This window comes from Pandoraea sp. XY-2 (genome assembly GCF_004193915.1).
In the GTDB taxonomy this organism is placed as follows: domain Bacteria; phylum Pseudomonadota; class Gammaproteobacteria; order Burkholderiales; family Burkholderiaceae; genus Pandoraea; species Pandoraea cepalis.
This window is the reverse complement of record NZ_CP030849.1, coordinates 1,245,447-1,267,632: the sequence shown is the minus strand read 5'-3', so window position 1 is coordinate 1,267,632 and position 22,186 is coordinate 1,245,447. Positions and strand designations below refer to the sequence as shown.

At 65.5% G+C, this 22,186-nt stretch carries 20 protein-coding genes, 1 other RNA gene, 3 pseudogenes and 1 riboswitch; of the genes and pseudogenes, 11 read left to right on the top strand and 13 right to left on the bottom strand.

Features of this window, described 5'->3' with window-relative positions; all coding sequences use genetic code 11:
* Positions 1-71: 71 nt before the first annotated feature.
* Both panC and panD read left to right on the top strand, forming a co-directional pair.
* Positions 72-908: a pantoate--beta-alanine ligase gene (gene panC, locus DRB87_RS05895; RefSeq protein ID WP_017235049.1), complete on the top strand. Its 837-nt coding sequence runs from the start codon at positions 72-74 to the stop codon at positions 906-908.
* Between the two features lie 127 nt (positions 909-1,035).
* Positions 1,036-1,458 (top strand): aspartate 1-decarboxylase, encoded by a 423-nt coding sequence (panD, locus tag DRB87_RS05890; protein WP_017235048.1) that lies wholly within the window; start codon positions 1,036-1,038, stop codon positions 1,456-1,458.
* A gap of 101 nt (positions 1,459-1,559) precedes the next feature.
* Here panD and DRB87_RS05885 read toward each other — a convergent pair.
* Positions 1,560-2,182: pseudogene (locus DRB87_RS05885) on the bottom strand (AAA family ATPase).
* Positions 2,183-2,242: 60 nt separating this feature from the next.
* Positions 2,243-3,799 carry a cobyric acid synthase gene (locus DRB87_RS05880; RefSeq protein ID WP_130025219.1) on the bottom strand — a complete coding sequence of 519 codons (1,557 nt, stop codon included), beginning with the start codon at positions 3,797-3,799 and terminating at the stop codon, positions 2,243-2,245.
* Between the two features lie 40 nt (positions 3,800-3,839).
* Between DRB87_RS05880 and cobU the strand changes: the two genes are divergently transcribed.
* From cobU to DRB87_RS05860, 4 genes are all read left to right on the top strand, one after another.
* Positions 3,840-4,391, top strand: a complete 552-nt coding sequence (gene cobU, locus DRB87_RS05875) for a bifunctional adenosylcobinamide kinase/adenosylcobinamide-phosphate guanylyltransferase (protein WP_130025218.1) — start codon at positions 3,840-3,842, stop codon at positions 4,389-4,391.
* A 6-nt stretch (positions 4,392-4,397) separates the two neighbouring features.
* A complete protein-coding gene (gene cbiB / locus DRB87_RS05870; protein ID WP_130025217.1) occupies positions 4,398-5,378 on the top strand; it encodes an adenosylcobinamide-phosphate synthase CbiB in 981 nt (326 codons plus the stop codon).
* Complete coding sequence (gene cobD / locus DRB87_RS05865) at positions 5,375-6,433, top strand: threonine-phosphate decarboxylase CobD (protein ID WP_240756202.1); 1,059 nt, start codon at positions 5,375-5,377, stop codon at positions 6,431-6,433. Before cbiB ends, cobD begins: the two co-directional genes overlap by 4 nt.
* 223 nt (positions 6,434-6,656) lie before the next feature.
* Positions 6,657-6,875, top strand: coding sequence for a hypothetical protein (locus DRB87_RS05860; RefSeq protein WP_130025216.1), 219 nt, complete (start codon positions 6,657-6,659; stop codon positions 6,873-6,875).
* A gap of 258 nt (positions 6,876-7,133) precedes the next feature.
* Here the strand turns inward: DRB87_RS05860 and DRB87_RS22970 are convergent, their stop codons facing one another.
* Positions 7,134-7,298 carry a hypothetical protein gene (locus DRB87_RS22970; protein ID WP_165385244.1) on the bottom strand — a complete coding sequence of 55 codons (165 nt, stop codon included), beginning with the start codon at positions 7,296-7,298 and terminating at the stop codon, positions 7,134-7,136.
* Positions 7,299-7,546: 248 nt separating this feature from the next.
* On the opposite strand from DRB87_RS22970, the gene DRB87_RS05855 reads away from it, so the two are divergent.
* Complete coding sequence (locus tag DRB87_RS05855) at positions 7,547-8,500, top strand: cobalamin-binding protein (RefSeq protein ID WP_130025215.1); 954 nt, start codon at positions 7,547-7,549, stop codon at positions 8,498-8,500.
* Between the two features lie 27 nt (positions 8,501-8,527).
* On the opposite strand, the gene cobC is transcribed toward DRB87_RS05855, so the two are convergent.
* The 7 genes and pseudogenes from cobC to DRB87_RS05820 all read right to left on the bottom strand — a co-directional run bounded on the left by cobC (position 8,528) and on the right by DRB87_RS05820 (position 15,734).
* Positions 8,528-9,118, bottom strand: coding sequence for an alpha-ribazole phosphatase family protein (gene cobC, locus DRB87_RS05850; protein WP_130025214.1), 591 nt, complete (start codon positions 9,116-9,118; stop codon positions 8,528-8,530).
* The gene (locus DRB87_RS05845) at positions 9,109-9,987 is read right to left on the bottom strand and encodes an adenosylcobinamide-GDP ribazoletransferase (protein WP_240756201.1); all 879 of its coding nucleotides are present in this window, start codon (positions 9,985-9,987) and stop codon (positions 9,109-9,111) included. The genes cobC and DRB87_RS05845 overlap by 10 nt, the downstream gene beginning before the upstream one ends.
* Positions 9,984-11,069, bottom strand: coding sequence for a nicotinate-nucleotide--dimethylbenzimidazole phosphoribosyltransferase (gene cobT / locus DRB87_RS05840; RefSeq protein ID WP_130025213.1), 1,086 nt, complete (start codon positions 11,067-11,069; stop codon positions 9,984-9,986). The genes DRB87_RS05845 and cobT overlap by 4 nt, the downstream gene beginning before the upstream one ends.
* Before the next feature lie 31 nt (positions 11,070-11,100).
* Positions 11,101-11,757 (bottom strand): cob(I)yrinic acid a,c-diamide adenosyltransferase, encoded by a 657-nt coding sequence (gene cobO / locus DRB87_RS05835; protein ID WP_130025212.1) that lies wholly within the window; start codon positions 11,755-11,757, stop codon positions 11,101-11,103.
* A gap of 92 nt (positions 11,758-11,849) precedes the next feature.
* A pseudogene (locus DRB87_RS05830) lies at positions 11,850-12,673 on the bottom strand (ABC transporter ATP-binding protein).
* Positions 12,670-13,664: pseudogene (locus tag DRB87_RS05825) on the bottom strand (FecCD family ABC transporter permease). The pseudogenes DRB87_RS05830 and DRB87_RS05825 overlap by 4 nt, the downstream one beginning before the upstream one ends.
* 27 nt (positions 13,665-13,691) lie before the next feature.
* The gene (locus DRB87_RS05820; protein WP_130025211.1) at positions 13,692-15,734 is read right to left on the bottom strand and encodes a TonB-dependent siderophore receptor; all 2,043 of its coding nucleotides are present in this window, start codon (positions 15,732-15,734) and stop codon (positions 13,692-13,694) included.
* Between the two features lie 153 nt (positions 15,735-15,887).
* Positions 15,888-16,140, bottom strand: a riboswitch (cobalamin riboswitch).
* 89 nt (positions 16,141-16,229) lie between these two features.
* Between DRB87_RS05820 and DRB87_RS05815 the strand changes: the two genes are divergently transcribed.
* From DRB87_RS05815 to ssrS, 3 genes are all read left to right on the top strand, one after another.
* Positions 16,230-16,541 carry a hypothetical protein gene (locus DRB87_RS05815; RefSeq protein WP_017235031.1) on the top strand — a complete coding sequence of 104 codons (312 nt, stop codon included), beginning with the start codon at positions 16,230-16,232 and terminating at the stop codon, positions 16,539-16,541.
* Positions 16,538-16,849, top strand: a complete 312-nt coding sequence (locus DRB87_RS05810; protein ID WP_017235030.1) for a cell division protein ZapA — start codon at positions 16,538-16,540, stop codon at positions 16,847-16,849. The genes DRB87_RS05815 and DRB87_RS05810 overlap by 4 nt, the downstream gene beginning before the upstream one ends.
* 35 nt (positions 16,850-16,884) lie before the next feature.
* Positions 16,885-17,066: non-coding RNA, 6S RNA (gene ssrS / locus DRB87_RS05805), on the top strand.
* A gap of 135 nt (positions 17,067-17,201) precedes the next feature.
* Here the strand turns inward: ssrS and DRB87_RS05800 are convergent.
* From DRB87_RS05800 to DRB87_RS05790, 3 genes are all read right to left on the bottom strand, one after another.
* On the bottom strand, positions 17,202-18,983 hold the full coding sequence (locus tag DRB87_RS05800; RefSeq protein WP_130025210.1) for an acyl-CoA dehydrogenase: 1,782 nt from the start codon (positions 18,981-18,983) through the stop codon (positions 17,202-17,204).
* A gap of 176 nt (positions 18,984-19,159) precedes the next feature.
* Positions 19,160-20,092: an electron transfer flavoprotein subunit alpha/FixB family protein gene (locus DRB87_RS05795; RefSeq protein WP_130025209.1), complete on the bottom strand. Its 933-nt coding sequence runs from the start codon at positions 20,090-20,092 to the stop codon at positions 19,160-19,162.
* Positions 20,093-20,105: 13 nt separating this feature from the next.
* Positions 20,106-20,855, bottom strand: coding sequence for an electron transfer flavoprotein subunit beta/FixA family protein (locus DRB87_RS05790; RefSeq protein WP_130025208.1), 750 nt, complete (start codon positions 20,853-20,855; stop codon positions 20,106-20,108).
* Between the two features lie 369 nt (positions 20,856-21,224).
* Between DRB87_RS05790 and DRB87_RS05785 the strand changes: the two genes are divergently transcribed.
* The gene (locus DRB87_RS05785; protein ID WP_130025207.1) at positions 21,225-22,130 is read left to right on the top strand and encodes an alpha/beta hydrolase; all 906 of its coding nucleotides are present in this window, start codon (positions 21,225-21,227) and stop codon (positions 22,128-22,130) included.
* The last annotated feature ends 56 nt before the right edge of the window (positions 22,131-22,186 follow it).

Below are 22,186 nucleotides of genomic sequence, written 5' to 3'. Positions count from 1 at the left end.
CACGCCCTTGCCAGACAAGGCGCGCGCCACGCCTGGACGTAACACACACGTACGCCACGCACGGAACCTCAATGAAAGTCATCCCTTCGATTCATGAACTGCGCGACCAACTGCGCGGACAGAATCGCGTCGCCTTCGTGCCCACGATGGGCAATCTGCATGACGGGCATCTGTCGCTCATGCGGCTGGCGCGCCAGCACGGCGACCCGGTCGTTGCCAGCATCTTCGTGAACCGCCTGCAATTCGGGCCGAACGAAGACTTCGACAAGTATCCCCGCACCATGGCGGACGACGTCGAGAAGCTCACGCGCGAGAACGTCTACGTGCTGTTCTCGCCGGATGAAAGGGAGATGTATCCGGAGCCGCAGGAATACCGCGTCGAGCCGCCGCACGATCTGGGCGACATTCTCGAAGGCGAGTTCCGCCCGGGCTTCTTCAAGGGCGTGTGCACGGTCGTCACCAAGCTCTTCTCGTGCGTGCAGCCGCGCGTGGCCGTGTTCGGCAAGAAGGATTACCAGCAACTGATGATCGTGCGCAGCATGTGTCGTCAGTTCGCGCTGCCTATCGAAATCATCGCCGCCGAGACCGTGCGCGCCGACGACGGCCTGGCGCTGTCCTCGCGCAACCGCTACCTGTCGGACGCCGAGCGCGCGGAAGCGCCGCAGCTCTATCGTCTGCTGGGCCAGGTTCGCGACGACGTCAACGGGGGCAAAACGGACTATGCGGCGCTCGAAGCCGCGGCCATGCAAACGCTGACCGAGCGCGGCTGGAAGCCGGATTACGTGGCGATTCGTCAACGCGCCAACCTGCGCGTGCCGGCCCCTGGCGCCGCACCGGCCGAGAGTCTGGTGGTGCTTGCGGCCGCCAAGCTCGGCGCGACACGACTGATCGACAATCTCGAAATCTGAGCGCCGGGCACGCCGCATACGGTCGAACGACCGTTGCCGTGTGCTCCCGACGCAAGCCGCGCGTGCCGGTTGCACGCGCATCTTTCGTCGCGCCGCTCGCGCGACACCGTAATACTAGAGGCAAGCCATGTACCGCACCATGCTCAAGTCGAAGATCCACCGCGCCACCGTGACGCATTGCGAATTGCATTACGAAGGCTCGTGTGCGATCGACGAGAATCTGCTCGAAGCCTCGGGCCTTGTCGAAAATGAGCAAATCGACATCTTCAACGTCAACAACGGCGAACGCTTCACGACCTATGCCATTCGCGGCGAGCGCGGCAGCGGCATGATCTCGCTCAATGGCGCCGCGGCCCGCCGCGCACAACTGGGCGACGTCGTCATCATCGTGTCGTACGCACAGGTCGAGGAAAAGGAAGTGCTGGCCGGGTTCAAGCCCAAGCTGGTGTTCGTCGACGAGAAGAACGTGCAGAAGGGCGAACGCGATCACGTGCCGCTGCAAGCGTGGGAAGAGACACGCGCCTTCGAGGCGGCGCAAGCAGCCAAGTAAGGCCGCCCGTAGACGCCAACGACAAGTGTCGAATAACCAAGGGGCCCGCGGGCCCCTTGGTCATTGTCGTCGCGCCGGCTCATTGACCGCCCCGCAGACGATCACTTCGCGACAAAGGCCGTAATGCCCTCCCACTGCGGCAGATCGCGTTCAACGCGTCCCGGCGCCACGTCCCACAGCGTGAGGCCGTGCGCGGCGAGCTGCACATAGTTCTGCGTGTTGCGCAGCATGCCGAGCACCGGCAAGCCGGCCTCCTCGCAGTAGCGCGAGAGCTGATCGGCCGCGCGAGTGCGGGCATCGACCCGCATGCCGACCACGCCGATACGCACATCGCCCTGACGCACCGCCCGCTCCTCGCCCAGCTTTTGCAGGAAATCGCGTGTGGCGAGAATATCGAAGATCGACGGCTGCAGCGGCACCAGCACGTGGTCGGCGAGTTTGAGGATCGACTCGAGCCGCTTGCCGTGCAAACCCGCGGGGTGTCGAGCACCGCATGGGTCGTGCCCTTGGGTGGACGGGCGACATCGTTGTGATCGACATCCCAGGTGGCGATCGGACGCAGTCCAGGCGGGCGCAAGCCCAACCAGGCCCGCGACGACTGCTGCCGATCCGTGTCACCGAGCATCACCGCATGCCCCTGCGCGGCCAGATAGCCGGCCAGATTCGTTGCCAGCGTGCTCTTGCCCACTCCCCCCTTCGGATTCGCCACCACAATCACCGGCATTGCAGACTCCCCTAGGTCGATTTGCCGTTCATCTTACAACGGCGGGATGGCGGCCTCGCGTCAGTCCACCTTCGCTGTGCACTCATGCAGACACGCCCAGACGCGCGATAGATCCAGATGCGCCGCCAGCGAATCCGCCAACCGGTCGAGCGACGCCTCGCGTAGCGCGTTGTAGTCCTGCGCCTCGACACCACCGGCGCCGGCCCACGTGAGCAGCGCTTGCAGGGCCTGTGGCGTATCGAACAGGCCATGCAGGTAGGTCCCCATCACCTGATCGTCGGCCGAGCGGGCGCCGTCGGCACGGGCGGCCGCTTCACTCGATTGCCCCGCGTGGCTCGCTTCGCCCGCCAACCAGACAGCCGGCCGCTCGAGCGCCGCCCCGTGCGTCACGCCCATGTGGATCTCATAGCCGCTCACGGGGGCATCGCCGACGCTCAGGTGTCCCGTCACGACACGGAGCTGCTTTTGCGGCTGCATCGTGGTCTCGAGGTCGAGCCATCCGAGGCCGGCGGTCGTCCCCGCCTCGCCTTCCAGCCCGAGCGGGTCGTGAATCGCCGTCCCGAGCATCTGCAAGCCGCCGCAGATACCCAGCACCTTGCCGCCGTAGCGCAGATGCCGTGCGATGGCCGGAGCCCAACCCTGCGCCCGCAGCCATGCCAGATCGGCACGCACATGCTTGCTGCCGGGCAGAATCACGAGATCGCTGTCGGGCCACGGCTCGCCCGCACTGACATAGCGGAAATCGACCTGCGGGTGCGCCCGCAAGGCGTCGAAGTCAGTGTGATTGCTGATGCGTGGCAAAGCGGGTACCGCGACGCGCAGCCGCGTCTCACTGCGCGCGGCCGAGTGGCGCTCGTCGGGCAGCATGTCTTCGCCATCCAGGTGCAGGCCGTGAAGATAGGGCAACACGCCCAGCACCGGGATGCCGGTGCGCGCCTCCAGCCATTCGAGGCCACTGGTCAACAGCGACGGATCGCCTCGAAACCGGTTGATGACGAAACCCTTGATGCGTGCACGCTCGCGCTCGGACAGACACGCGAGCGTGCCGAGCAATTGCGCGAACACACCGCCCCGGTCGATATCGGCGACGAGCAACACTGGCGCGTCGACCGCTTCGGCGAAGCCCATGTTCGCGATGTCGCGCGCGCGCAGGTTTACCTCGGCCGGACTGCCTGCCCCTTCGACGAGCACCGCATCGTAGCCGGTGCGCAAGCGCTGGTAAGCGGCCAGCACGGCGGCCATCGCACGCGGCTTGTACTCGTGATACGCACGCGCATCCAGATCGGCCATGACCTTGCCGCCGATGATGACCTGCGCGCCGCGGTCGCTGCTCGGTTTGAGCAGCACGGGATTGAAGTCGGTGTGCGGCGCGATGCCGGCCGCCTGCGCCTGCAGGGCCTGCGCCCGACCGATCTCGCCGCCGTCGGCCGTCACGGCACTGTTGAGTGCCATGTTCTGCGGCTTGAACGGTGCCACGCGCACGCCTTCACGATGGAGCAAACGGCACAGACCGGCAACCAATGTGCTCTTGCCGGCATCGGACGAGGTGCCCTGAATCATCAGGGTGCCCCGATAGGCGCGTGCGGGCGCCGCGAAATTGACAGGGAATTCACTCATGACGCGAATTATCGCATCGGCCGCTCGTACAATATTGCCCATGAGTGCCCTCGACCTGACTTTCGTGCTGGGTGGTGCGCGCTCCGGCAAGAGTGCGTTCGCCGAACGTCTCGCCGGACAAAGCGGCCTGCCGGTCACCTATGTCGCTACCGCCGCGGTAAGCGACGAGCCCGAGATGCGCGCGCGCATAGCCCATCATCGCGCCAGCCGTCCGGCGCACTGGCGCACCGTGGAAGTCGGACGCGATCTCACGGGAACGCTGCGCGACGTCGCCCGCGACGGCCATTGCGTACTGGTCGACTGTCTGCCGCTGTGGCTGGCCGGTTGGCTCTGCCCGCCGGACGATCATCCCGAAGGGCCCGCCAGCGATGCGCAGTGGCACGATGTCGTCGAATCGCTCGGCCGGGCGCTGGAATCGCTGCCCGGCAAGATCGTTGTCGTCAGCAACGAAATCGGACTCGGCGTGATTCCGATGGGCTCGCTGACGCGACGCTACGTCGATGAGCTGGGCCGTCTGAACCAGCGTGTCGCGGCACGCGCCCCGCAAGTGCGTTTTGTCGTCGCCGGATTGCCGATGGCCGTCAAAGGATAATCGCCAATGCTCACTGCCATCGCCCCCGAATCGCTCTGGCTCGCCGCCCTGATCGGCGTACTGCTCGACGCCTGGCTCGGCGAGCCGCGCCGGTGGCATCCGCTGGCCGGATTCGGCTACATCGCCAACGGCGTCGAAGCCTGGCTCAACACGCCCGACATCCAGAACAAGCCGTTCAGCGCCATGGTGCGCGGCGCCTGGGCGTGGGCGATCATGCTGGTACTGCCCGTCGCGATCGCCTGGGCGCTGACGTTCCTGCCCGGTTGGGGCGGCATCGTCTGGCAGGCGCTCGCGTTGTACGCCGCCTTGGGGGCGCGCAGCTTGCGCGAGCATGTGATGCCCATCGCCCAGGCCCTGCGCGACGGCGACCTGACGCAAGCGCGTGCGCTCACGGCGCGCATCGTCTCGCGCGACACTGAAGACGCGAGTGCCTCCGATCTCGCGCGCGCAGCGGTGGAGTCAACGCTGGAGAACGGCAACGATGCCATCTTCGGCGCGCTGTTCTGGTTCGCCATCGCAGGCGCGCCCGGCGTCGTGCTGTTCCGACTCGCGAACACGCTCGACGCCATGTGGGGCTATCGCACCGACAAGTTTCTGTACTTCGGCCGACCTGCCGCTCGCATCGACGATGCCCTCAACTGGATTCCCGCGCGGCTGACCGCTGCGAGCTACGCCATCTTCGGCGACGTCGCCCGGGCCATCGATTGCTGGCGCACGCAGGCGAGCGCCTGGTCCAGCCCGAACGCCGGGCCGGTGATGGCCGCCGGGGCCGGCAGTCTCGGTGTCCAGTTGGGCGGTCCTGCCCGCTATCAAGGCGAGTGGGAAGCACGTCCGGCCCTGGGTTGCGGCATGACGCCCTCGCCGCAGCACATCGAGGCCGCGTGGCGGCTTATCTCGCGCTCGATGTGGATGTGGCTGATCGTCGGCGGCGCGCTGGCGCTTTTCGCGGCCTCACAGGCCGATAGCGTGCCGACGGGAATGTTGTGAGCGCGACGGCATTCCCCGCGTTGGACGCGTCGCCAGCGCCTCGCCATGGCGGCAATCTCGGCGAAGCCATTTTGCGGTATCAACGGCCCCGCGAAGACTGGCTCGACCTGTCCACCGGCATCAATCCGAACGGCTATCCCGTGCCGATGCCGCCTGCGAGCGTCTGGCGCGACTTGCCCGATGCCTTCGACGATCTGCGCGACGTGGCGGCGCAGTACTACGGCGCGCCGGTCCAGACCGTGGTGCCGTGCGCCGGATCGCAGGCCGTCATTCGCGCGTTACCCGCGCTGCTGCCGCCGGGACGCGTCGCCGTCGCCTCGCTCACCTACAGCGAGTACGCGCCGGCCTTCGCCCAAGCCGGACACACCCTTGTGCCATGGCTGGGGCCCGAGGCCGGCTTGCCCGACGTCGACTACCTCGTGTGGGTCAATCCCGACAATCCGACGACACGGTGCGTTTCACGCCAGACCCTCTCCCGATGGCAAGGTTTGCTGGTCGAGCGCGGTGGCATGTTGATTGTCGACGAGGCATTTGCCGACGTGTCGCCCCACGCGTCGATGACGTCCCACGCGGGCGAGGATGGCCTCGTCCTGCTGCGCTCGGTCGGTAAATTCTTCGGGCTGGCGGGCATTCGCGCGGGCTTTGCGCTCTGTCCGCACGGGGTGGCGACGCGCTTGGCCGAGCGGCTCGGCGCGTGGACGGTCAGCGGCCCGGCAAGGTTCGCGGTACGAACTGCCCTGCGCGATACGGCCTGGCAAGCGGCGACGCGCGTGCGTTTGGAGAAGGACGGCGAGCGCCTGCTCGCGCTGTTGCGAGGGCGGGGCTGGCCCGCGCAAGGCACGCCCCTTTTCGCATGGACACCGCATGCGATGGCGCCGCGATGGCACGCCCAGTTGGCGGCCCAAGGCATCTGGACACGTCTTTTCGAGGCACGTCCGATCGCCGTGGAAAACGGGGAAACGCGGACCTTGCCGAGTCTGCGGCTCGGCCTGCCGTCGACCGAGGCCGAGTGGCAGCGATTACAGTCGGCACTCGACGGCTCGCACCCCGAATGACATTTTAGGGAACTGCGGAAGTGAGGGGCCGTCCAAATTCCTCGTAACGCGCCCGAAGGGTCGCCTCATCTGCGCTTACCTCGTATCGAACGACGTGAGACGCGAGCCCTTTTTCGTTACAAATTGAAGCATTTCTGCAACAAATGCATACAGTCATCGCCGAAGGGCGCCGTTAGACTGAAGGTTCTTTCGCAAGGGCTTTCCCCGATAAAAGGACGACCAAATGAAAAAACTGCCTCTGTTGCTCGCGACCCTCCTGACCGCCGCTGTCGTGACGGTTGGTTGTACCAAGAAGGAAGACCAAACGGCCGCGCCGGCCGCCGACACGTCGGCATCGGCACCGGCGGCAGGCATGGCCGCACCGGCCAGCGACGCAGGCGCTGCCATGAGCGCTCCGGCGTCGGACGCAGGTGCTGCCGCCCCGGCCCCGGCGTCCAACTAAGGTCGCCAACCGGTTGGCCGGGCACTGCCGCGCACGCGGTTCTGTCACACGGTGCACCATCAACCGGTCGCCGGAGTCTCGCTTCAGTAACGCTGCAGTCAGGACGTAGTCACGCTTCAGTCACGCCCTGACAATGCGTTAGCGATCGCGCCCCTTGAACTCTCCGGAGTCCGGGGGCGCGGTCGTTTTCACTTGCGGCGCGATCGCCAGCGTGTTGTCTCACGAGGCTTCGCACCATGCGCCTATCGACACGCCCCACTATTTGACCACCGTTACGCCGCCGTCAATCACGCCGTAGGCTTGCACCTTGCTCGTGCCGTTCGCGGCGCTCACACCGCCATGTCCGTCCGGCGCCGCACACGCACCGAGCATCATCACCAGCGCGAGCGTCAACGCGCTCCTCATTCCGATATTTCGCTTCACGACTTCCACTCCTGGAATCCGGCGCACGGGCCGTACGTGTTGTCTGCCAATGTCCCGACGCGCTCCAGCCTATCGCGTCACGCATCGTTCGACCTCTCATGCATGACATCGGTTCGCGGGATCAGCACGCCAGCCCCTTGTCGCGACGCCACAACCCGCAGAGAATGGCGAGTCAGCACGCGGACCGGTGCGTTTTCGCGACGCTCCACCGTGCCAACCCACGTCCTTCAACCCCCAAGCCCGCCCAGATGCCGCTCAATCTTCCGGCCGTGCCCCTGCTTTGCCGTCTCCGCGGAATTCGCCGCTATGGAATTGCCCTGGCCGCTGCCTGGCTCGCCACGCTCAGTGCCCACGCCGCCATCTACGTCAGAGATGACTCCGGTGCCATGGTCACCCTCCCGGCGCCGGCCCAGCGCGTGGTGAGCCTCTCGCCGCACGCGACCGAGCTGCTGTTTGCAGCCGGCGCGGGCGACAAGGTCGTGGGCGTGGTCGCCTACTCCGACTACCCCGAGGCCGCGCGTCGCCTGCCGCGCGTTGGCGACAACAGCGCGCTCGATCTCGAACGCATTCTCTCGCTCAAACCCGACCTGCTCGTCGTGTGGATGCATGGCAACTCGCAGCGTCAGGTCGAAGCATTGAGACAGTTGAAAATACCGATCTTCTATTCCGAGCCGAAGCATCTGACGGATCTGCCCGCGGCAATCGAGACGCTGGGCACGCTGACGGGAACACCTGCCAAAGCGCAAGCGTCGGCGCAAACGTTTCGCGCGCGCTACGAAGCGCTGCGCAAACGGTACGCATCGCGCTCTCCTGTCGAGGTCTTCTATCAGGTGTGGACGCAACCGCTCATGACGCTCAACGGCAACGCCATGGTGAGCGACGTGATCCGGCTATGCGGCGGTGTGAACGTCTTCGCCGACGAAGCGCCGCTCGTGCCGCGCGTGTCCATCGAAGCGGTACTGGCCAAACGTCCGGAAGCGATGTTTACGGCGACGTCTGGCGCAACGGCGTCCGCCAAGCCGCTCGCCACGCTCGATGCTTGGCGCAAGTGGCCGCAGTTGCCTGCCGTGGCCCATAACAACCTGTTCGGCATCGACGGCGACCTCATCAGCCGGCCCGGCCCGCGCATTCTCGACGGCGCACGCGCGATGTGCGAAGACCTCGATATCGCTCGCGCACGTCGCCAACCTGCCGTGCAGTAATGCCGTCGCGGGGCGGAGCCCGGCCGCTCACGCGTTCCAGCGAATCAATCGCGCATGGCCGTCGTCGGCGACGTGAAGGTGGCAGAGCGCGCCGAAGTCGAGCGCCCATGACAGGCATGCCGTGGTCGGCATGCGCAACGCCGTTGCGGTGTGCAGACGAATCGGTCCAGCGTGGGCGACGGCCACATGCACGTCGTTCGCGACGGCGCGCAACCCCCTCGCCCACGCGTGCATGCGCAATACGACGTCGCGCGCGGATTCACCGCCGGGAGGCGAGAATCCATGGATGTCGCGTGCCCACGCATCGAGATCGCGCCGGTCGAGGGTGTCCCATGGCCGCATTTCCCACGCGCCGAAGTCCATCTCCGCGAGACGCGCATCTTCTGTCACCGGCACGCCGAACGACGTCGCCAGGGTGTGGGCGGCGCGTCTTGCGCGCTGCAAGGGACTGCAGTGAATCGCCGTCGGCGCGCGGCCGTCAAGTTGCGCCGCGAGTCCGGCCCGCATCGCGGCGACACACGCGTCGAAGCGCGCCGCGTCGACCGGCAGGTCGGTCCGGCCGTAACAGACGGACGAGGCGACATCGGGCGGCGGATGCCGCATCAGGATCAGATCCATGCGCACACCGTGAGATACAGCGCGAGTTCGCCAAGTTGTTGGGCAAAGCCGAGCGTGTCGCCGGTGTAGCCGCCAAGGCGGCGGCGCAGATACCGGATGAAGCCCGCGCGCAATGCGATCAGCACCACCGCGCCCGTCACGCCGGCGCGCCAGTCGGGCCACCCCCACCACGGCACACTGCACGCCACGCCGAACAGCAGCTCGCGCAGGTGCAAACGTTGCGCGACCGGCTTGGCCTTGCCTTCCGGGCGCACGTAATCGAGCGAGCGCAACAGACTGATCGCCATGCTGCGGCTGGCGGCGTGCGCGCCGATCAGCACGACGGCAAAGCCGCCCCACCCCGCCGCCGCCTGTATATCGACGAGGGCCTGCCATTTGACGGCAAGCGCCAGCCACAACGCCACCGCGCCGTAGGTGCCGATGCGCGAGTCGTGCATGATCTCCAGCACGCGCTCACGCGTGAACGCGCCGCCGAACGCGTCGACCGAATCGGCCAACCCGTCCTCATGAAAAGCCCCCGTGAGCAGCACACTGATGCCCAACCCCAATGCGATCGCGAGGTGCGGCGACCACAACCGGCCCATCGCCACCGTCAACAACGCGACGAGCGCGCCGACGAACACGCCGACGAGCGGGAAATAACGCGTCGCGGCATTCAGTTGCTCGGGCGAATGACCGACCCATGGCGGAATCGGCACCCGTGTAAAAAACCCGAGCGCGGTCAGGAAAAGCCGCACCTGTCCCTTGATGCCCCCGAACGCCCCGGCGAAAGCCCCTTCGCGCGCCGGGCGATCCTGCGTTGCCAACGCGCTCGACGGCGCATCGACATCGTCGCAGGGGCGCGAGGGATCGGGGGACGAGGGGGTCATTGGTCCGACGCCTCGCGCTCGCTCACGCCCGCCCCTTCGAACGTTGCCATCTCGCGCAGAAACGCGGCGGCCGCCTGAATGAGCGGCATCGCGAGCGCAGCGCCCGTGCCCTCGCCGAGACGCAGGCCCAGTTGCAGCAACGGCGTCGCCGTGAGGATCTCGAGCATGGCACGATGGCCGGTTTCGTCCGATGCGTGCGCGAAGACGCAATAGTCGAGCACCGCCGGCGACACGCGCGCGGCGACCAACAGCGCCGATGTGCTGATGAAGCCGTCCACCACGATGACGAGTCCCAGCTTCGCGGCCGCGAGATATGCGCCGGTCATCATTGCGATCTCGAAGCCGCCAAAGGTGGCGAGCGTCTCCAGCGGATCCGGCATTCCGTTCGCCACGTGCGGATGCGCCGCCAGCGCACGCTCGAGTATGGCGGTCTTTCGCGCGAGACCGGCGTCGTCGACACCGGTACCACGCCCGACGCATGCCGCGAGCGGCAGGCCGGTCAGCCGCTGCATCAGGCACGCCGCCGACGACGTGTTACCGATGCCCATCTCACCAAAGCCAATCATGCGCGTGCCGAGCGAGGCGTGCGCCACAACGCGCGCGGCCCCGGCGGCCAACGCCGTTTCGAGTTGCTCGCGGGTCATGGCGGGCGCTTCGAGGAAGTTCTGCGTGCCGCGCGCCACGGGAATGTCGACGAGCGACGCATGCGACGGAAATTCAGCGGCAACGCCCGCGTTGACGACCTCCAGCCCAATGCCGTGGGTGCGGCAGAACACATTGATGGCCGCACCGCCGCGCAGGAAGTTATGCACCATCTGCGCGGTGACGGCTTGCGGATATGGACTCACGCCCGCAGCGACGATGCCGTGATCGCCCGCGAACACCAGCATGGCCGGACGCGCGAGATCGGGCGTCGCGCTCTGCTGAATCCGGCCGACCTGGTGGGCCACGCGCTCGAGCGCGCCCAGGCTGCCGGGCGGCTTCGTCTTGATGTCGATGGCGTGCCTGAGCGTGGCGTCCATCGCCGTGGCAGGCGCGTCGATATCGAACAGTTCGGCGAGCGAGGGGCTGAAAGCATTCATACGGTGACGTCCTGAAACAATGAGGCGGTGGTTACATTTCCACGCCGGCCTGCGCACGGATGCCCTGGGCAAACGCATGCTTGACCGGCGTCATATCGGTCACGGTGTGGGCCACGTCGATCAGCGCTTGCGGGGCGCCGCGTCCGGTGATCACCACGTGCTGCATCTCCGGTCGTGCCTGCAAATCGGCAATCACCGTGTCGACGTCGAGATAGCCGAGCTTGAGGGCAATGTTCAACTCGTCGAACAACACCAGACCGAACGACGCGTCGCGCAGCATTCGGCGCGCTTGCTCCCAGGCCGCTTCGGCCTTTGCGATGTCGCGTGCGCGGTCCTGCGTCTCCCAGGTGTAGCCCTCGCCCATCACGAAAAACTCGCACTCCGAAGGAAAGCGGCGCAGGAAGGTCTCCTCCCCCGTCGGGATCGCGCCCTTGATGAACTGCACGACGCCCGTCTTCATGCCGTGCCCCATCGCGCGCACGACCATGCCGAAGCCGGAGCTCGATTTCCCTTTGCCATTACCGGTCGTGACGACGATCACGCCACAGTCGCGCTGGGCCTGCGCGATCTTGTCGTCGATCACCTCCTTCTTGCGCGCCATGCGCGTGCGATGGCGCGCATCGCGCCCGTCGTCGGATGCCGATGGCGATTCGGATGGCGTCGGAGATTGCGGCGTTTCTTGCGTCATGAACAGCACCTGTCAAAAGCGGGCATGCGACGCGGGACGGCCGCACGCGGTTGAGAGTGTACGCCCGTACGACGGGGCATCATGCGCGCCATTCACAGGCGACGCACGGGCACGAGGGCCTCGTCGTCGCCATCGCGAATGAGACGCAGCGGATACCCGAAGGCGTGGCTGCAATGCTCGGCGCAGAGCACGTCGTGCACCGGGCCGGCGCGCCATCCGCCACGGCCGTCGAGCAGCAAAGCGTGCGTGGCGAAGCGTCGCGCCAGATTCAAATCGTGGCAAGAGAAGATGACGGCGGCATCAATTCGTTCCGCGTGGCGCGCGACGCGCTCCAACGCGTCGATCTGGTGATGCAGATCGAGATGCGAGACCGGTTCGTCGAGCAACAGCAACGGCGTGGCCTGCGCCAGCACGGCGGCCAGCGATACGCGCTGGCGCTCGCCCCCGAGAGCGTGGTGACGTCGCGCGCGGCGAAGCGCTCCAGGCCGACCTGCGCAAGGGCGGCCATGGCGGCGGCGATGTCGTCGTCCGACTCCCATGCCCCCCAGCGGCCTCGCGCCAGATAGGGATGACGGCCCGTCAGCACCACTTCGAGCGCGGTGGCGCCGAACGCGTCGCGCGTCTGTTGCGGCATCAGCGCGCGCACCTTGGCGAGCGACGCCGGACGCCACTGCGCCGGCGCCTTGCCGCCCAGCGTAACCCGGCCGCTGGCGCTGAGCGGGACACCGCGCGGCGGTATGTCGTCGATGTGACGCAGCCCGGCGAGCGTGCCAAGCAATGTCGTCTTGCCCGCGCCGTTGGGCCCGGCCAGACACCAGCACTCGCCCGGCGCGATCACGAGATCGAGCTGGTCCACGAGCACCCGTTCGGCGGCGCGCAGCGTCAGCGCGTGTGTTTGCAGCAGCGGTGCGCTCATTGGATGGCTCGTCGGGAAAGCAGCCACAGGAAAACGGGCACGCCGATCATCGCCGTGATGACACCAACGGGCAATTGCGTCGGCGCAATGACAGTGCGCGCCACGAGATCGGCGAACATCAGCAACGCCCCGCCCCGAGCGCGGCGGCCGGCAGCAGCATGCGCTGATCGTTGCCGAAGCGCAAACGCAGGATGTGCGGCACGACGAGACCGACGAAGCCGATGCTGCCCGCGGTGGTCACTGCCACGGCGGTTGCCAGCGACGCCGCCAGATAGATGCGGGCGCGCAGCGGGCCGACGGCCACGCCCACGCCATGCGCCACCGCTTCGCCACGCAGCAGCACATTCAGGCGATGCGCGACCGGACACACGATGAACAGCGTCGCCGCGAGCGCGATCAACGGCAACCAGGCGCGGTCGACGCCGTTCAGATCGCCCGTGAGCCAGAACAGCATGCCGCGCAGGCTGGCGTCGGGTGCGAGGGTGAGAATGAGCGTGGCGAGCGCGCCAAAGCCGGCGGCCATCATCACGCCGGTCAACAACAATTGGGTACTGCTGTCGTGATCGTCATGGCGTAGAAAGCTTCGGCGAGACAGCGCCATCACGAGGGCAATGGCCGCAAGCGCGCCGACGAAGGCGCTCGTCTGCACCCAGAAAAAGGGCAGCATGAGCGCCAGCGACGCCAGCGCGGCAACCCCCGCGCCGCCGGAAATGCCCAGCACGTAAGGGTCGGCGAGCGGGTTGCGCAACAGCGTTTGCATCAACGTGCCCGCGACCGCGAGCAGGCCGCCACAGGCGAACGCGGCGAGTGCGCGCGGCAGACGCAGACGCCAGACCACGTCGCCGGCAAGACCGGCGTCATGGCCGAGCAGCAACGTGCCGATTTCGCGCAGCGAGACCGGCACGCTCCCCAGCATGAGCGACACCACGAGAACGGCCAGCGCCACACCGGCCAGTCCCGTCCAGATGGCGAGGGCGCGACGCAGCGTCATGCGACGTCTCGCCCTGCCGGGACGTCGTTAGAACTGCTTCCAGCCGAGCGAGACGTAAATCGCGCGTCCAAGGGTGTTGTAGCCATAGACCGTCTGGGAATGCTTGTTGAAGACGTTGTCGAGGTGCGCCGAGACGTACCAGGATTTGTCGATATCGTAGCGTGTCTGAAGGTTCACGAGCGTGTAGGCACCGAGATGCTGACCGCCCGTATCGTAACGCTCGCCGTTGTAGAAGACATCGCCGCCGACGGTGAATTTGCCGAACGTCTTCGACAGACCGACCGACCCGAACTGCCGGGCGCGACGCGCCAGTTGCTTGTCGGCATCGAGATCGGTTGGGTTCTGCCGCGTGAACGACGCGCGCACGTCCATGCCGAGGAACGGACGGCCCGCGTAGGTCAACTCCAGGCCCTCGACGCGCGCGTTTGCGACGTTCGCGGCCGTGTACGGAAACACCGTGAGCGACTGGATCAGGTTGGTGTAGTGGGTCCGGAACCCCGTCAACTTGACCAGGCCGAGGCGCTCGCCGCCGTTGAACTGCACGGCGAGTTCCTTCGAAATCGAGCGTTCCGGTTGCAGGTTCGGATTGCCGAAGCCCGGATAGAACAGCTCGTTGAAGGTCGGTGCGCGAAAGCCGTCCGACGCATTGGCCATGACCTTCCACTGCGGCGTGAGCGAGTAGCCATAGCCGGCCCAGTAGCTGTTCGCGCCGCCGAAATCGGAATACACGTCGCGTCGCACGTTGGCCTGAATCTGATGCTTGCCGAATCGTCCCTCGTATCCGACGTAGCCCGAATCGAGATGGCGGTTGTTACGGTCGTAGTTCGTACTGCTCTCGACCGTTTGCTCCAGACGCGTGTAGCCGGCGATCAGCTTCTGATCCGGCATGAACGCATATTCGTTGGCCCAGTCGATCTGGTTGCTCGACGTATGGAAGTTGCCGTTACCGCTGCCGTTCAGATAGTTATAGCTGTAGTCGTCGCCCTGTGTGACGGTGATCCGGGTCTTCCACTTGTCCGTGAGGTTGCCCTTTGCATAACCAGAGATCTGGCGAACGCGGGCGTCGCTGTCGTTCAGGTCGGTGGGTTTGCCGTAGGCATTGTCGTAGCTGCTGCTGCCGTCGCTCTGGAACAGGCGCGCACCGACCTCCCACGTGTCGCCGACCTTGCGCGACAGCGATGCGCTCACGCTCGTGTTGTCGTCGCCGTTGCGGTTGGGGTTGACCTTCGGCGCGAAGCGCGGGTCCTGCGCCGAGATGCCGTTGGTGTGAAACCGCGAGACGTCCAGGGAGAAGCGGGTCTTGCCGTCGTCGAACGAGCCGGCGATGCCGGCGTTGGCCTGCGTGGTGTTGTTCGTGCCGTAGCCCACTTCGGCATAGGCGCGGGGCGGGCCGCCGTTGCCCTTGCGCGTGAAGATCTGGATCACGCCACCGACGGCCTGCGAACCATACAGGGCCGAGACGTTGCCGCGCACGATCTCGATGTGGTCGATCTGCGACACCGGGATCTGGGCGATGTTGGTCGTACCGGTTGTGGCTGCGTTGACGGGCACCCCGTCGATGAGCACGAGCGAAGCATTCGATGCCGCGCCGCGCATGAAGACGCTGGCCGACGTGCCGAAACCGCCGTTCTGCACGATTTCCACGCCGGCCTGTCCGCGCAGCAGCGTCGGCAAATCCTGCGTCTGGCTGCGTTCAATGTCTTCGCGCGTGATGACCGAGGTGGCCGCGAGCGTGTCTGTCAGCGTCTGGTCGGTGCGCGAGGCTGTCACCACGGTCGCCTTGAGTTGCACGGCGGTGGGGCTGTCGGTCGCGGGGTTGTCGGGCGGATTGGCGGCGAGCACCGCCGGCATGGGCGACGCCGTCGATGCGGCATCGGCGGACTGGGCCGACTGGGCATGGGCGCCGATGCTGGCGGCCAACAGGGCCGCCGCGAGGGCAAGACGGTGCGGAGCGGCAACAGACGTGGCCGGTGCAGAAGTAATGCGGGCAATGCGGGTAATGCAGCCAGTGCAGGTGGGACGTGGCAAGACAGGCGCGTGCAGCGCCATCGCGCGAACGTGGGTGCGCATGATCGGGTGTGACTTCCGTAGTTTTCTTATTGCCTAGGCCCGTTCCCCCGCAGGCCGCTGGCGCAAGGGGAGCGCCGGTGACACGTCACGGATGCGAAGCACCGACACATGAAAACGACGACTGCCCGCCACCGGCTGCGCCGGATGGCATGGCGTTTCCCCACTCACTCAGGCCGGTATCCGGGCTGGTCATTGTGGCGCCTGACCGGCCTTCCCGCGAGCGGATAACTCACAGTGGCGATGAAGGTGAAGCGCGTTTTCGGAAACCTTTCGGGCCGAAAGAATGACTTACCGTTGCGGGGGCAGCACAGGTTGACCAGCCCGTGTGGGGGCGCGGCTCCCTGTTTCCCGTTTAACTGCGCATGCCGGGAGGGCGTGCGCGAGCACCGAAGTGCCGCAAGTGTAGGGGCCATTCGAATGAGCGTCAATGCTCGTTCGTCGGGCATTGGCCGCCGATTCCGTTAGAATGTAGGGCAATTAAGAGGACGCAGCCCGATGCTCACCGATCTCGACAATCTCACCGACAAAATTGAACAGTTGGTTGTGATCAGCCAACGTTTTCATCAACACAACCAAGCGCTGCTCGCCGAACTCGATCGCGCGCGTGCTGAATGCGACGACACACGCACCGCCATCGAGCAGTTGCGTGTCGAGCGCGACGCCCTGCGTCTGCAGCGCGATCAGCTTGCTGCCAAGATCGACGAAGCGCAGGTTCGCCTGAATGCCATTCTGGAAAAGCTCCCGACGCAGAACCCCGCTGAAGGTCAAATGGATCTGCTCGGCACCCCCGGTGGAGAAAACGCATGACGATCAAGCAGCTCGAAGTCAATATTCTGGAACAGTCGTATCGGCTCGCCTGCCCGCCGGAACACGAGGCCGACTTGCTGTCTGCGGTGTCGCGCGTCGATGCCGAGATGAGCAAGGTGCGTGCGCAAAGCAACGTGCGCGGCACCGACCGGATTGCCGTCATGGCAGCCTTGAGTCTGGCATCCGAATTGCTTGCGCTGGAAAAAAGTATTGCTGCTGGACAAGCATTCCCCGCGGAAGAAATTCAGAGTAGAATGAATCGCATGAACGAACGACTGAGTGCTGTGATCGATCAGTATCAAAGCTGAAAATTCACTGGCTGCCGTTCGATTCAAAAAGTTAGTTTTCCCTGCCTGGTTCGCGAAAGTCATAGATTCCTTGAACCAATGATCTGTTGCAGGTTGCGGAAGTTTGTAGTGCTGGTGTGATCGTCACTCTGTCTGATGAACCCGAAGCGTTACTAACCGCGACCACCTTGAACCTCACGGTTCAGGATGCCGGCTTAGCGGCTGAGGCGGGGACCCAATACACGGCACTGCGCATGCAGTGCCGTTTTTTTTCGTCCGTTGCTGTCGCGTTCGCATGTCGCGCTCGCCCAAAAAGAAAGCGGCCCGTAGGCCGCATTTCCATCGATCGCCTCACGCCAGCGTGGCAGGTCGATCAGAACTGCGCTTCGCTCAACGACAGGGTCGACGCCGCGCCCTCGGTAATCGCCAGCGCAAGGCCCGGGGCGCGCGTGAGGAAGTGATCCGCGAAGAAGCGCGCGGTGCCGATCTTGGCATCGTAGAACGACGGGTCCTGATCGCGTAACGTCTGTGCGGCCAGCAACGCGCGGCCCATCTGCCATCCACCCAGCACGATACCGGCTAGCGTCAGGTACGGCACGCTGCCTGCAAACACTGCATTCGCATTGTCCTGCGTGTTCGCGAGCACATAGTCGACTGCGATCGAGAGCGCTTCGCGCCCCTTCGCCAGACGGTCTGCCACGCCCGGCCCCACGCCGCCCAGCGCCCGCAGTTCGTTTTCCGTCACCCTGATCTGCTCGCACAGGGCGCGAGCCACGGCACCGCCGTCGCGCAGCGTCTTGCGGCCGATCAGATCGTTCGCCTGAATCGCCGTCGTGCCTTCGTAGATCGGCAGGATGCGCGCGTCGCGGTAGTACTGCGCCGCGCCCGTTTCCTCGATAAAGCCCATGCCGCCGTGCACCTGCACGCCGAGGCTCGTCACCTCCAGCGACATCTCGGTGCTCCAGCCCTTGACGATCGGCACGAGAAATTCATAGACGGCCTGTGCACGTTTGCGTTCGGCGGCGTCTGCTGCGTGATGACCGATATCGGCGTGTGCTGCCGCCACGTAAGCGAGCGCACGCGCGCCTTCGGTCAGCGAACGCATCGTCATTAGCATGCGCTTGACGTCCGGGTGATGAATGATGGCTACGGCGTCACGCGACGAGCCGTCGACCGGACGGCTCTGCAAACGATCGCGGGCGTACGCCACGGCATGCTGATATGCCCGCTCGGCGATAGCCACACCTTGCATGCCGACCGCGAAGCGCGCGGCGTTCATCATGATGAACATGTATTCGAGGCCGCGATTCTCCTCGCCGACGAGGTAGCCCGTTGCCCCGCCGTTGTCGCCGAACTGCAGCACCGCCGTCGGGCTCGCCTTGATGCCGAGCTTGTGCTCGATCGACACACAATGCACATCGTTGCGCGCCCCGAGATTGCCCTCGGCGTCGACGTTGAACTTCGGCACGATGAACAGCGAAATGCCCTTCACGCCGGCGGGCGCATCAGGGGTGCGGGCGAGCACGAGATGCACGATGTTCTCCGCCATGTCGTGCTCGCCGAACGTGATGAAAATCTTCGTGCCAAAGATGCGATACGTCCCGTCGGCCTCGCGCTCGGCGCGCGTGCGCACCATCGCGAGATCGGAGCCCGCTTGCGGCTCGGTCAGGTTCATCGTGCCGGTCCACTCGCCCGAAAGCAGTTTCGGGACGTAGAGCGCGCGTTGTGCATCAGTGCCCGCGGTGAGCAACGCCTCGACAGCGCCGTCGGTCAGCAACGGACACAGCGCGAACGACAGGTTCGCGGCATTGAGCATTTCCGTGCACGGCGTGGCCACCAGCTTCGGCAGCCCCTGCCCGCCAAACGCTTGCGGATGCACCACCCCCTGCCATCCCGCCTCGGAGAACTGACGAAACGCCTCCTTGAAGCCCGGCGTGGTCGTGACGACGCCATCCTTCCACGTGCTCGGCTGCTGGTCGCCAATGACGTTCAGCGGGGCCAGCACTTCCTGATTGAAGCGCGCCGCTTCCTCGAGCACCGCCTGCGCGAGTTCGGGCGAGGCGTCCTCATAGCCCGGCAGCGCCGAGATGCTCGTCAGATCCGCCAGTTCGTTCATCACGAACTGCATGTCCTTGATCGGGGCCTGATAACTCATGTCGTTCCTCCAACGAATTCCGATTGCCTGCGGATGACGGCGAATGCCGAGATGCTTAGGATGTTTTTATGTTTTTGTTCGACCGATTCGCATGAAGACGCCGCACCGCCGCGGGCCAGCCTCCTCATGCGGATCGGCTGCGGGAGACGATCCCGCAGCCTCACCTCACGACTCGCTTACAGCGCGCCCGTCAGCTCCGGCACCACCGTGAACAGATCGCCCACCAGACCGTAATCCGCCACCGAGAAAATCGGCGCTTCCGGATCCTTGTTGATCGCCACGATCACCTTCGAATCCTTCATCCCCGCCAAGTGCTGGATCGCCCCCGAAATGCCCACCGCCACGTACAACTGCGGCGCCACGATCTTGCCCGTCTGCCCGACCTGGTAGTCGTTGGGCACGTAACCCGCATCGACCGCCGCGCGCGAGGCGCCCAGTGCCGCGCCCAGCTTGTCCGCCAGCGGCTCGAGCACCTTCGTGTAGTTCTCGCCGCTGCCCAAGCCCCGGCCGCCCGAGACGATGATCTTCGCGCTCGTGAGTTCCGGACGATCCAGCTTCGTCACTTCACGACCCACGAACTGCGACACGCCCGCGTCCGGCGTGGCCGCCACGGTTTCCACCGCCGCGCTGCCACCGCTGGCCGCAACGGGATCGAACCCCGTCGAGCGCACCGTGATCACCTTTACCTTGTCCGCGCTTTGCACCGTCGCAATCGCGTTGCCCGCATAGATCGGGCGCTCGAACGTGTCCGCGCTGTCGACCTTCGTGATGTCCGAAATCTGCGCGACATCCAGCAGTGCCGCCACGCGCGGCGCGATGTTCTTGCCGTACGCCGTGGCCGGCGCCAGGATGTGCGAGTACGCCCCTGCGATCGACACCACCTCGTCGGCGATGTTCTCGGCCAGGCCGTCACCGAAGTACGGCGCATCGGCCAGCAGTACCTTCTTCACACCGGCGATCTGCGCGGCCGCGTCAGCCGCTGCCTTCGCGTTGTTGCCCGCGACCAGCACATGCACGTCGTCGCCGCATTGCAGCGCGGCGGCCACCGTGTTCAGGGTCGCAGCCTTGATCGATTGATTGTCGTGTTCCGCAATTACCAGAATGCTCATCTCGTCGTCTCCCTTAGATGACCTTGGCTTCAGTCTTCAGCTTCTCGACGAGCGCCGCCACGTCCGCCACCTTCACCCCCGCGCTGCGCTTGGGCGGCTCCACCACCTTGAGCGTCTTCAGGCGCGGGCTCACGTCCACCCCCAGATCCGCAGGCTTCACCGTCTCCAGCGGCTTCTTCTTCGCCTTCATGATGTTGGGCAGCGTCACGTAACGCGGCTCGTTCAGGCGCAGGTCCGTCGTGATCACCGCCGGCAGCGACAGCGACACCGTCTCCAGACCGCCATCCACTTCGCGCGTGACTTGCGCTCGGTTGTCCGCCACCGTCACCTTCGAGGCGAACGTCGCCTGCGGCAGCTTGGCCAGCGCCGCGAGCATCTGCCCGGTTTGATTGGAGTCGTCGTCGATGGCCTGCTTGCCCAGGATCACCAGTTGCGGCTGCTCCTTGTCGACGATGGCCTTGAGCAATTTCGCCACGGCCAGCGGTTGCAGTTCGTCGTCCGACTCGATCAGGATCGCGCGGTCCGCGCCGATCGCCAGCGCCGTGCGCAGCGTCTCCTGCGACTGCGCCACGCCCGCCGACACCGCGATCACTTCCGTCGCCACGCCCGCTTCCTTCAGGCGCACCGCCTCCTCCACCGCGATTTCGTCGAACGGATTCATCGACATCTTCACGTTCGCTATGTCGACACCACTGCCGTCGCTCTTCACGCGAACCTTTACGTTGTAATCCACTACCCGTTTGACCGGTACCAGGATCTTCATGAACTCGCTCCAAAGTTACGTTAACGTCAATCCGCTGTCATTATAACCACACAGTGAATGACGCATTTATTGTCAATTAAATGCATTTTGTTGCATTGATTCGTGATGCCCGTCTGATTTGCCGCAAATGCACAATCCGCAAGTCAGCGACGCCATAACGCGACCGGCACGCGCTGTCACGCAACCGATCAACCCCGAACGATCGTGCTATTTTTATGGAAATCACGACGGGCAGCCAGTCCCCGTGTGGTGCATTTCCTCTAGAGAAATCACCCCGCCGCTCAGGCGCCTATGATCGAATGGCGCACCCAATATTCGCTGTGCCATCGCAAGCGTGACGGCCACCCGGCCAACGCGCCAGGAGGAGACATGACCACGTATTCCGAATCGAGCCTGCGTGCGAGCGACGGCCTTTCACTGCACGTTCATTGCTGGACGCCCGATACCGACGGGGCGCGGTTGCGCGCGGTGGTGGCCATCGTCCACGGGATGGGCGAGCACGGCGGGCGTTATGCGCGGCTGGCGGAGCACTTCGCCGCGCTAGGCCTCGCCACCGTCACTTACGACCTTCGCGGTCACGGCCGTTCAGGTGGATCGCGGGTCTTTGTGAAGCATTTCGACGAGTACCTCGACGACACTGAAATCTTCCTCACACACGTGCGCACCCAGTTCGGTCCGGCACCGTTGTTCCTGCTCGGCCACAGCATGGGGGGCGCCATCGCGGCGTTGTACACCATCACCCGGGCACCGGCGAACGTGCGCGCACTGATGCTGAGCAGCCCGGCACTCGCGCCGGGCGAGCCCGTCGCCCCATGGATGATGAAAGCCGGGCGGTGGGTGTCGCGCTGGCTGCCCAAGGTGCCCGTCTTCAAGATCGATCCGACGATGATCGCACGCGACAAGGCCGTGGTAGCCGCGGCCAAGCGCGATCCGCTGAACGCTTATCGCGGCACACCGGCGCGCACCGCCGCCGAACTGCTCGACGCGATGACTCGCATTCACGCCAACGCCGACGCGCTACGTCTGCCGCTTTACATCTTCCACGGCACCGCCGACCGACTCACCGCCCCGTGGGCAAGCGAGCAATTCCATAGCAACGCGGGCTCTCAGGACAAGACACTGCGCCTCTATCCCGGGCACTTTCACGAAACACTCAACGATCTCGATCGTGAAAAGGTCATCGACGAACTGACACAGTGGCTGTTGCAGCACCTGCCCGACACGCCAGCGGCCCAGCCAACGCAACCGACCGTCGGGGCACACGGCAGCATCTGAGCATTGGCGCCTGCCAGGCACTCGACGCACGCCCGGAACCCCGCACGCGAGCAGGG

Coding starts and splice junctions, on each gene's coding strand:
- panC (WP_017235049.1), top strand. CDS start 72: ATGAAAGTCATCCCTTCGATTCATGAACTGCGCGACCAACTGCGCGGA.
- panD (WP_017235048.1), top strand. CDS start 1,036: ATGTACCGCACCATGCTCAAGTCGAAGATCCACCGCGCCACCGTGACG.
- DRB87_RS05880 (WP_130025219.1), bottom strand. CDS start 3,799: ATGAGTGAATTCCCTGTCAATTTCGCGGCGCCCGCACGCGCCTATCGG.
- cobU (WP_130025218.1), top strand. CDS start 3,840: ATGAGTGCCCTCGACCTGACTTTCGTGCTGGGTGGTGCGCGCTCCGGC.
- cbiB (WP_130025217.1), top strand. CDS start 4,398: ATGCTCACTGCCATCGCCCCCGAATCGCTCTGGCTCGCCGCCCTGATC.
- DRB87_RS05860 (WP_130025216.1), top strand. CDS start 6,657: ATGAAAAAACTGCCTCTGTTGCTCGCGACCCTCCTGACCGCCGCTGTC.
- DRB87_RS05855 (WP_130025215.1), top strand. CDS start 7,547: ATGCCGCTCAATCTTCCGGCCGTGCCCCTGCTTTGCCGTCTCCGCGGA.
- cobC (WP_130025214.1), bottom strand. CDS start 9,118: ATGGATCTGATCCTGATGCGGCATCCGCCGCCCGATGTCGCCTCGTCC.
- DRB87_RS05845 (WP_240756201.1), bottom strand. CDS start 9,987: ATGACCCCCTCGTCCCCCGATCCCTCGCGCCCCTGCGACGATGTCGAT.
- cobT (WP_130025213.1), bottom strand. CDS start 11,069: ATGAATGCTTTCAGCCCCTCGCTCGCCGAACTGTTCGATATCGACGCG.
- cobO (WP_130025212.1), bottom strand. CDS start 11,757: ATGACGCAAGAAACGCCGCAATCTCCGACGCCATCCGAATCGCCATCG.
- DRB87_RS05820 (WP_130025211.1), bottom strand. CDS start 15,734: ATGCGCACCCACGTTCGCGCGATGGCGCTGCACGCGCCTGTCTTGCCA.
- DRB87_RS05815 (WP_017235031.1), top strand. CDS start 16,230: ATGCTCACCGATCTCGACAATCTCACCGACAAAATTGAACAGTTGGTT.
- DRB87_RS05810 (WP_017235030.1), top strand. CDS start 16,538: ATGACGATCAAGCAGCTCGAAGTCAATATTCTGGAACAGTCGTATCGG.
- DRB87_RS05800 (WP_130025210.1), bottom strand. CDS start 18,983: ATGAGTTATCAGGCCCCGATCAAGGACATGCAGTTCGTGATGAACGAA.
- DRB87_RS05795 (WP_130025209.1), bottom strand. CDS start 20,092: ATGAGCATTCTGGTAATTGCGGAACACGACAATCAATCGATCAAGGCT.
- DRB87_RS05790 (WP_130025208.1), bottom strand. CDS start 20,855: ATGAAGATCCTGGTACCGGTCAAACGGGTAGTGGATTACAACGTAAAG.
- DRB87_RS05785 (WP_130025207.1), top strand. CDS start 21,225: ATGACCACGTATTCCGAATCGAGCCTGCGTGCGAGCGACGGCCTTTCA.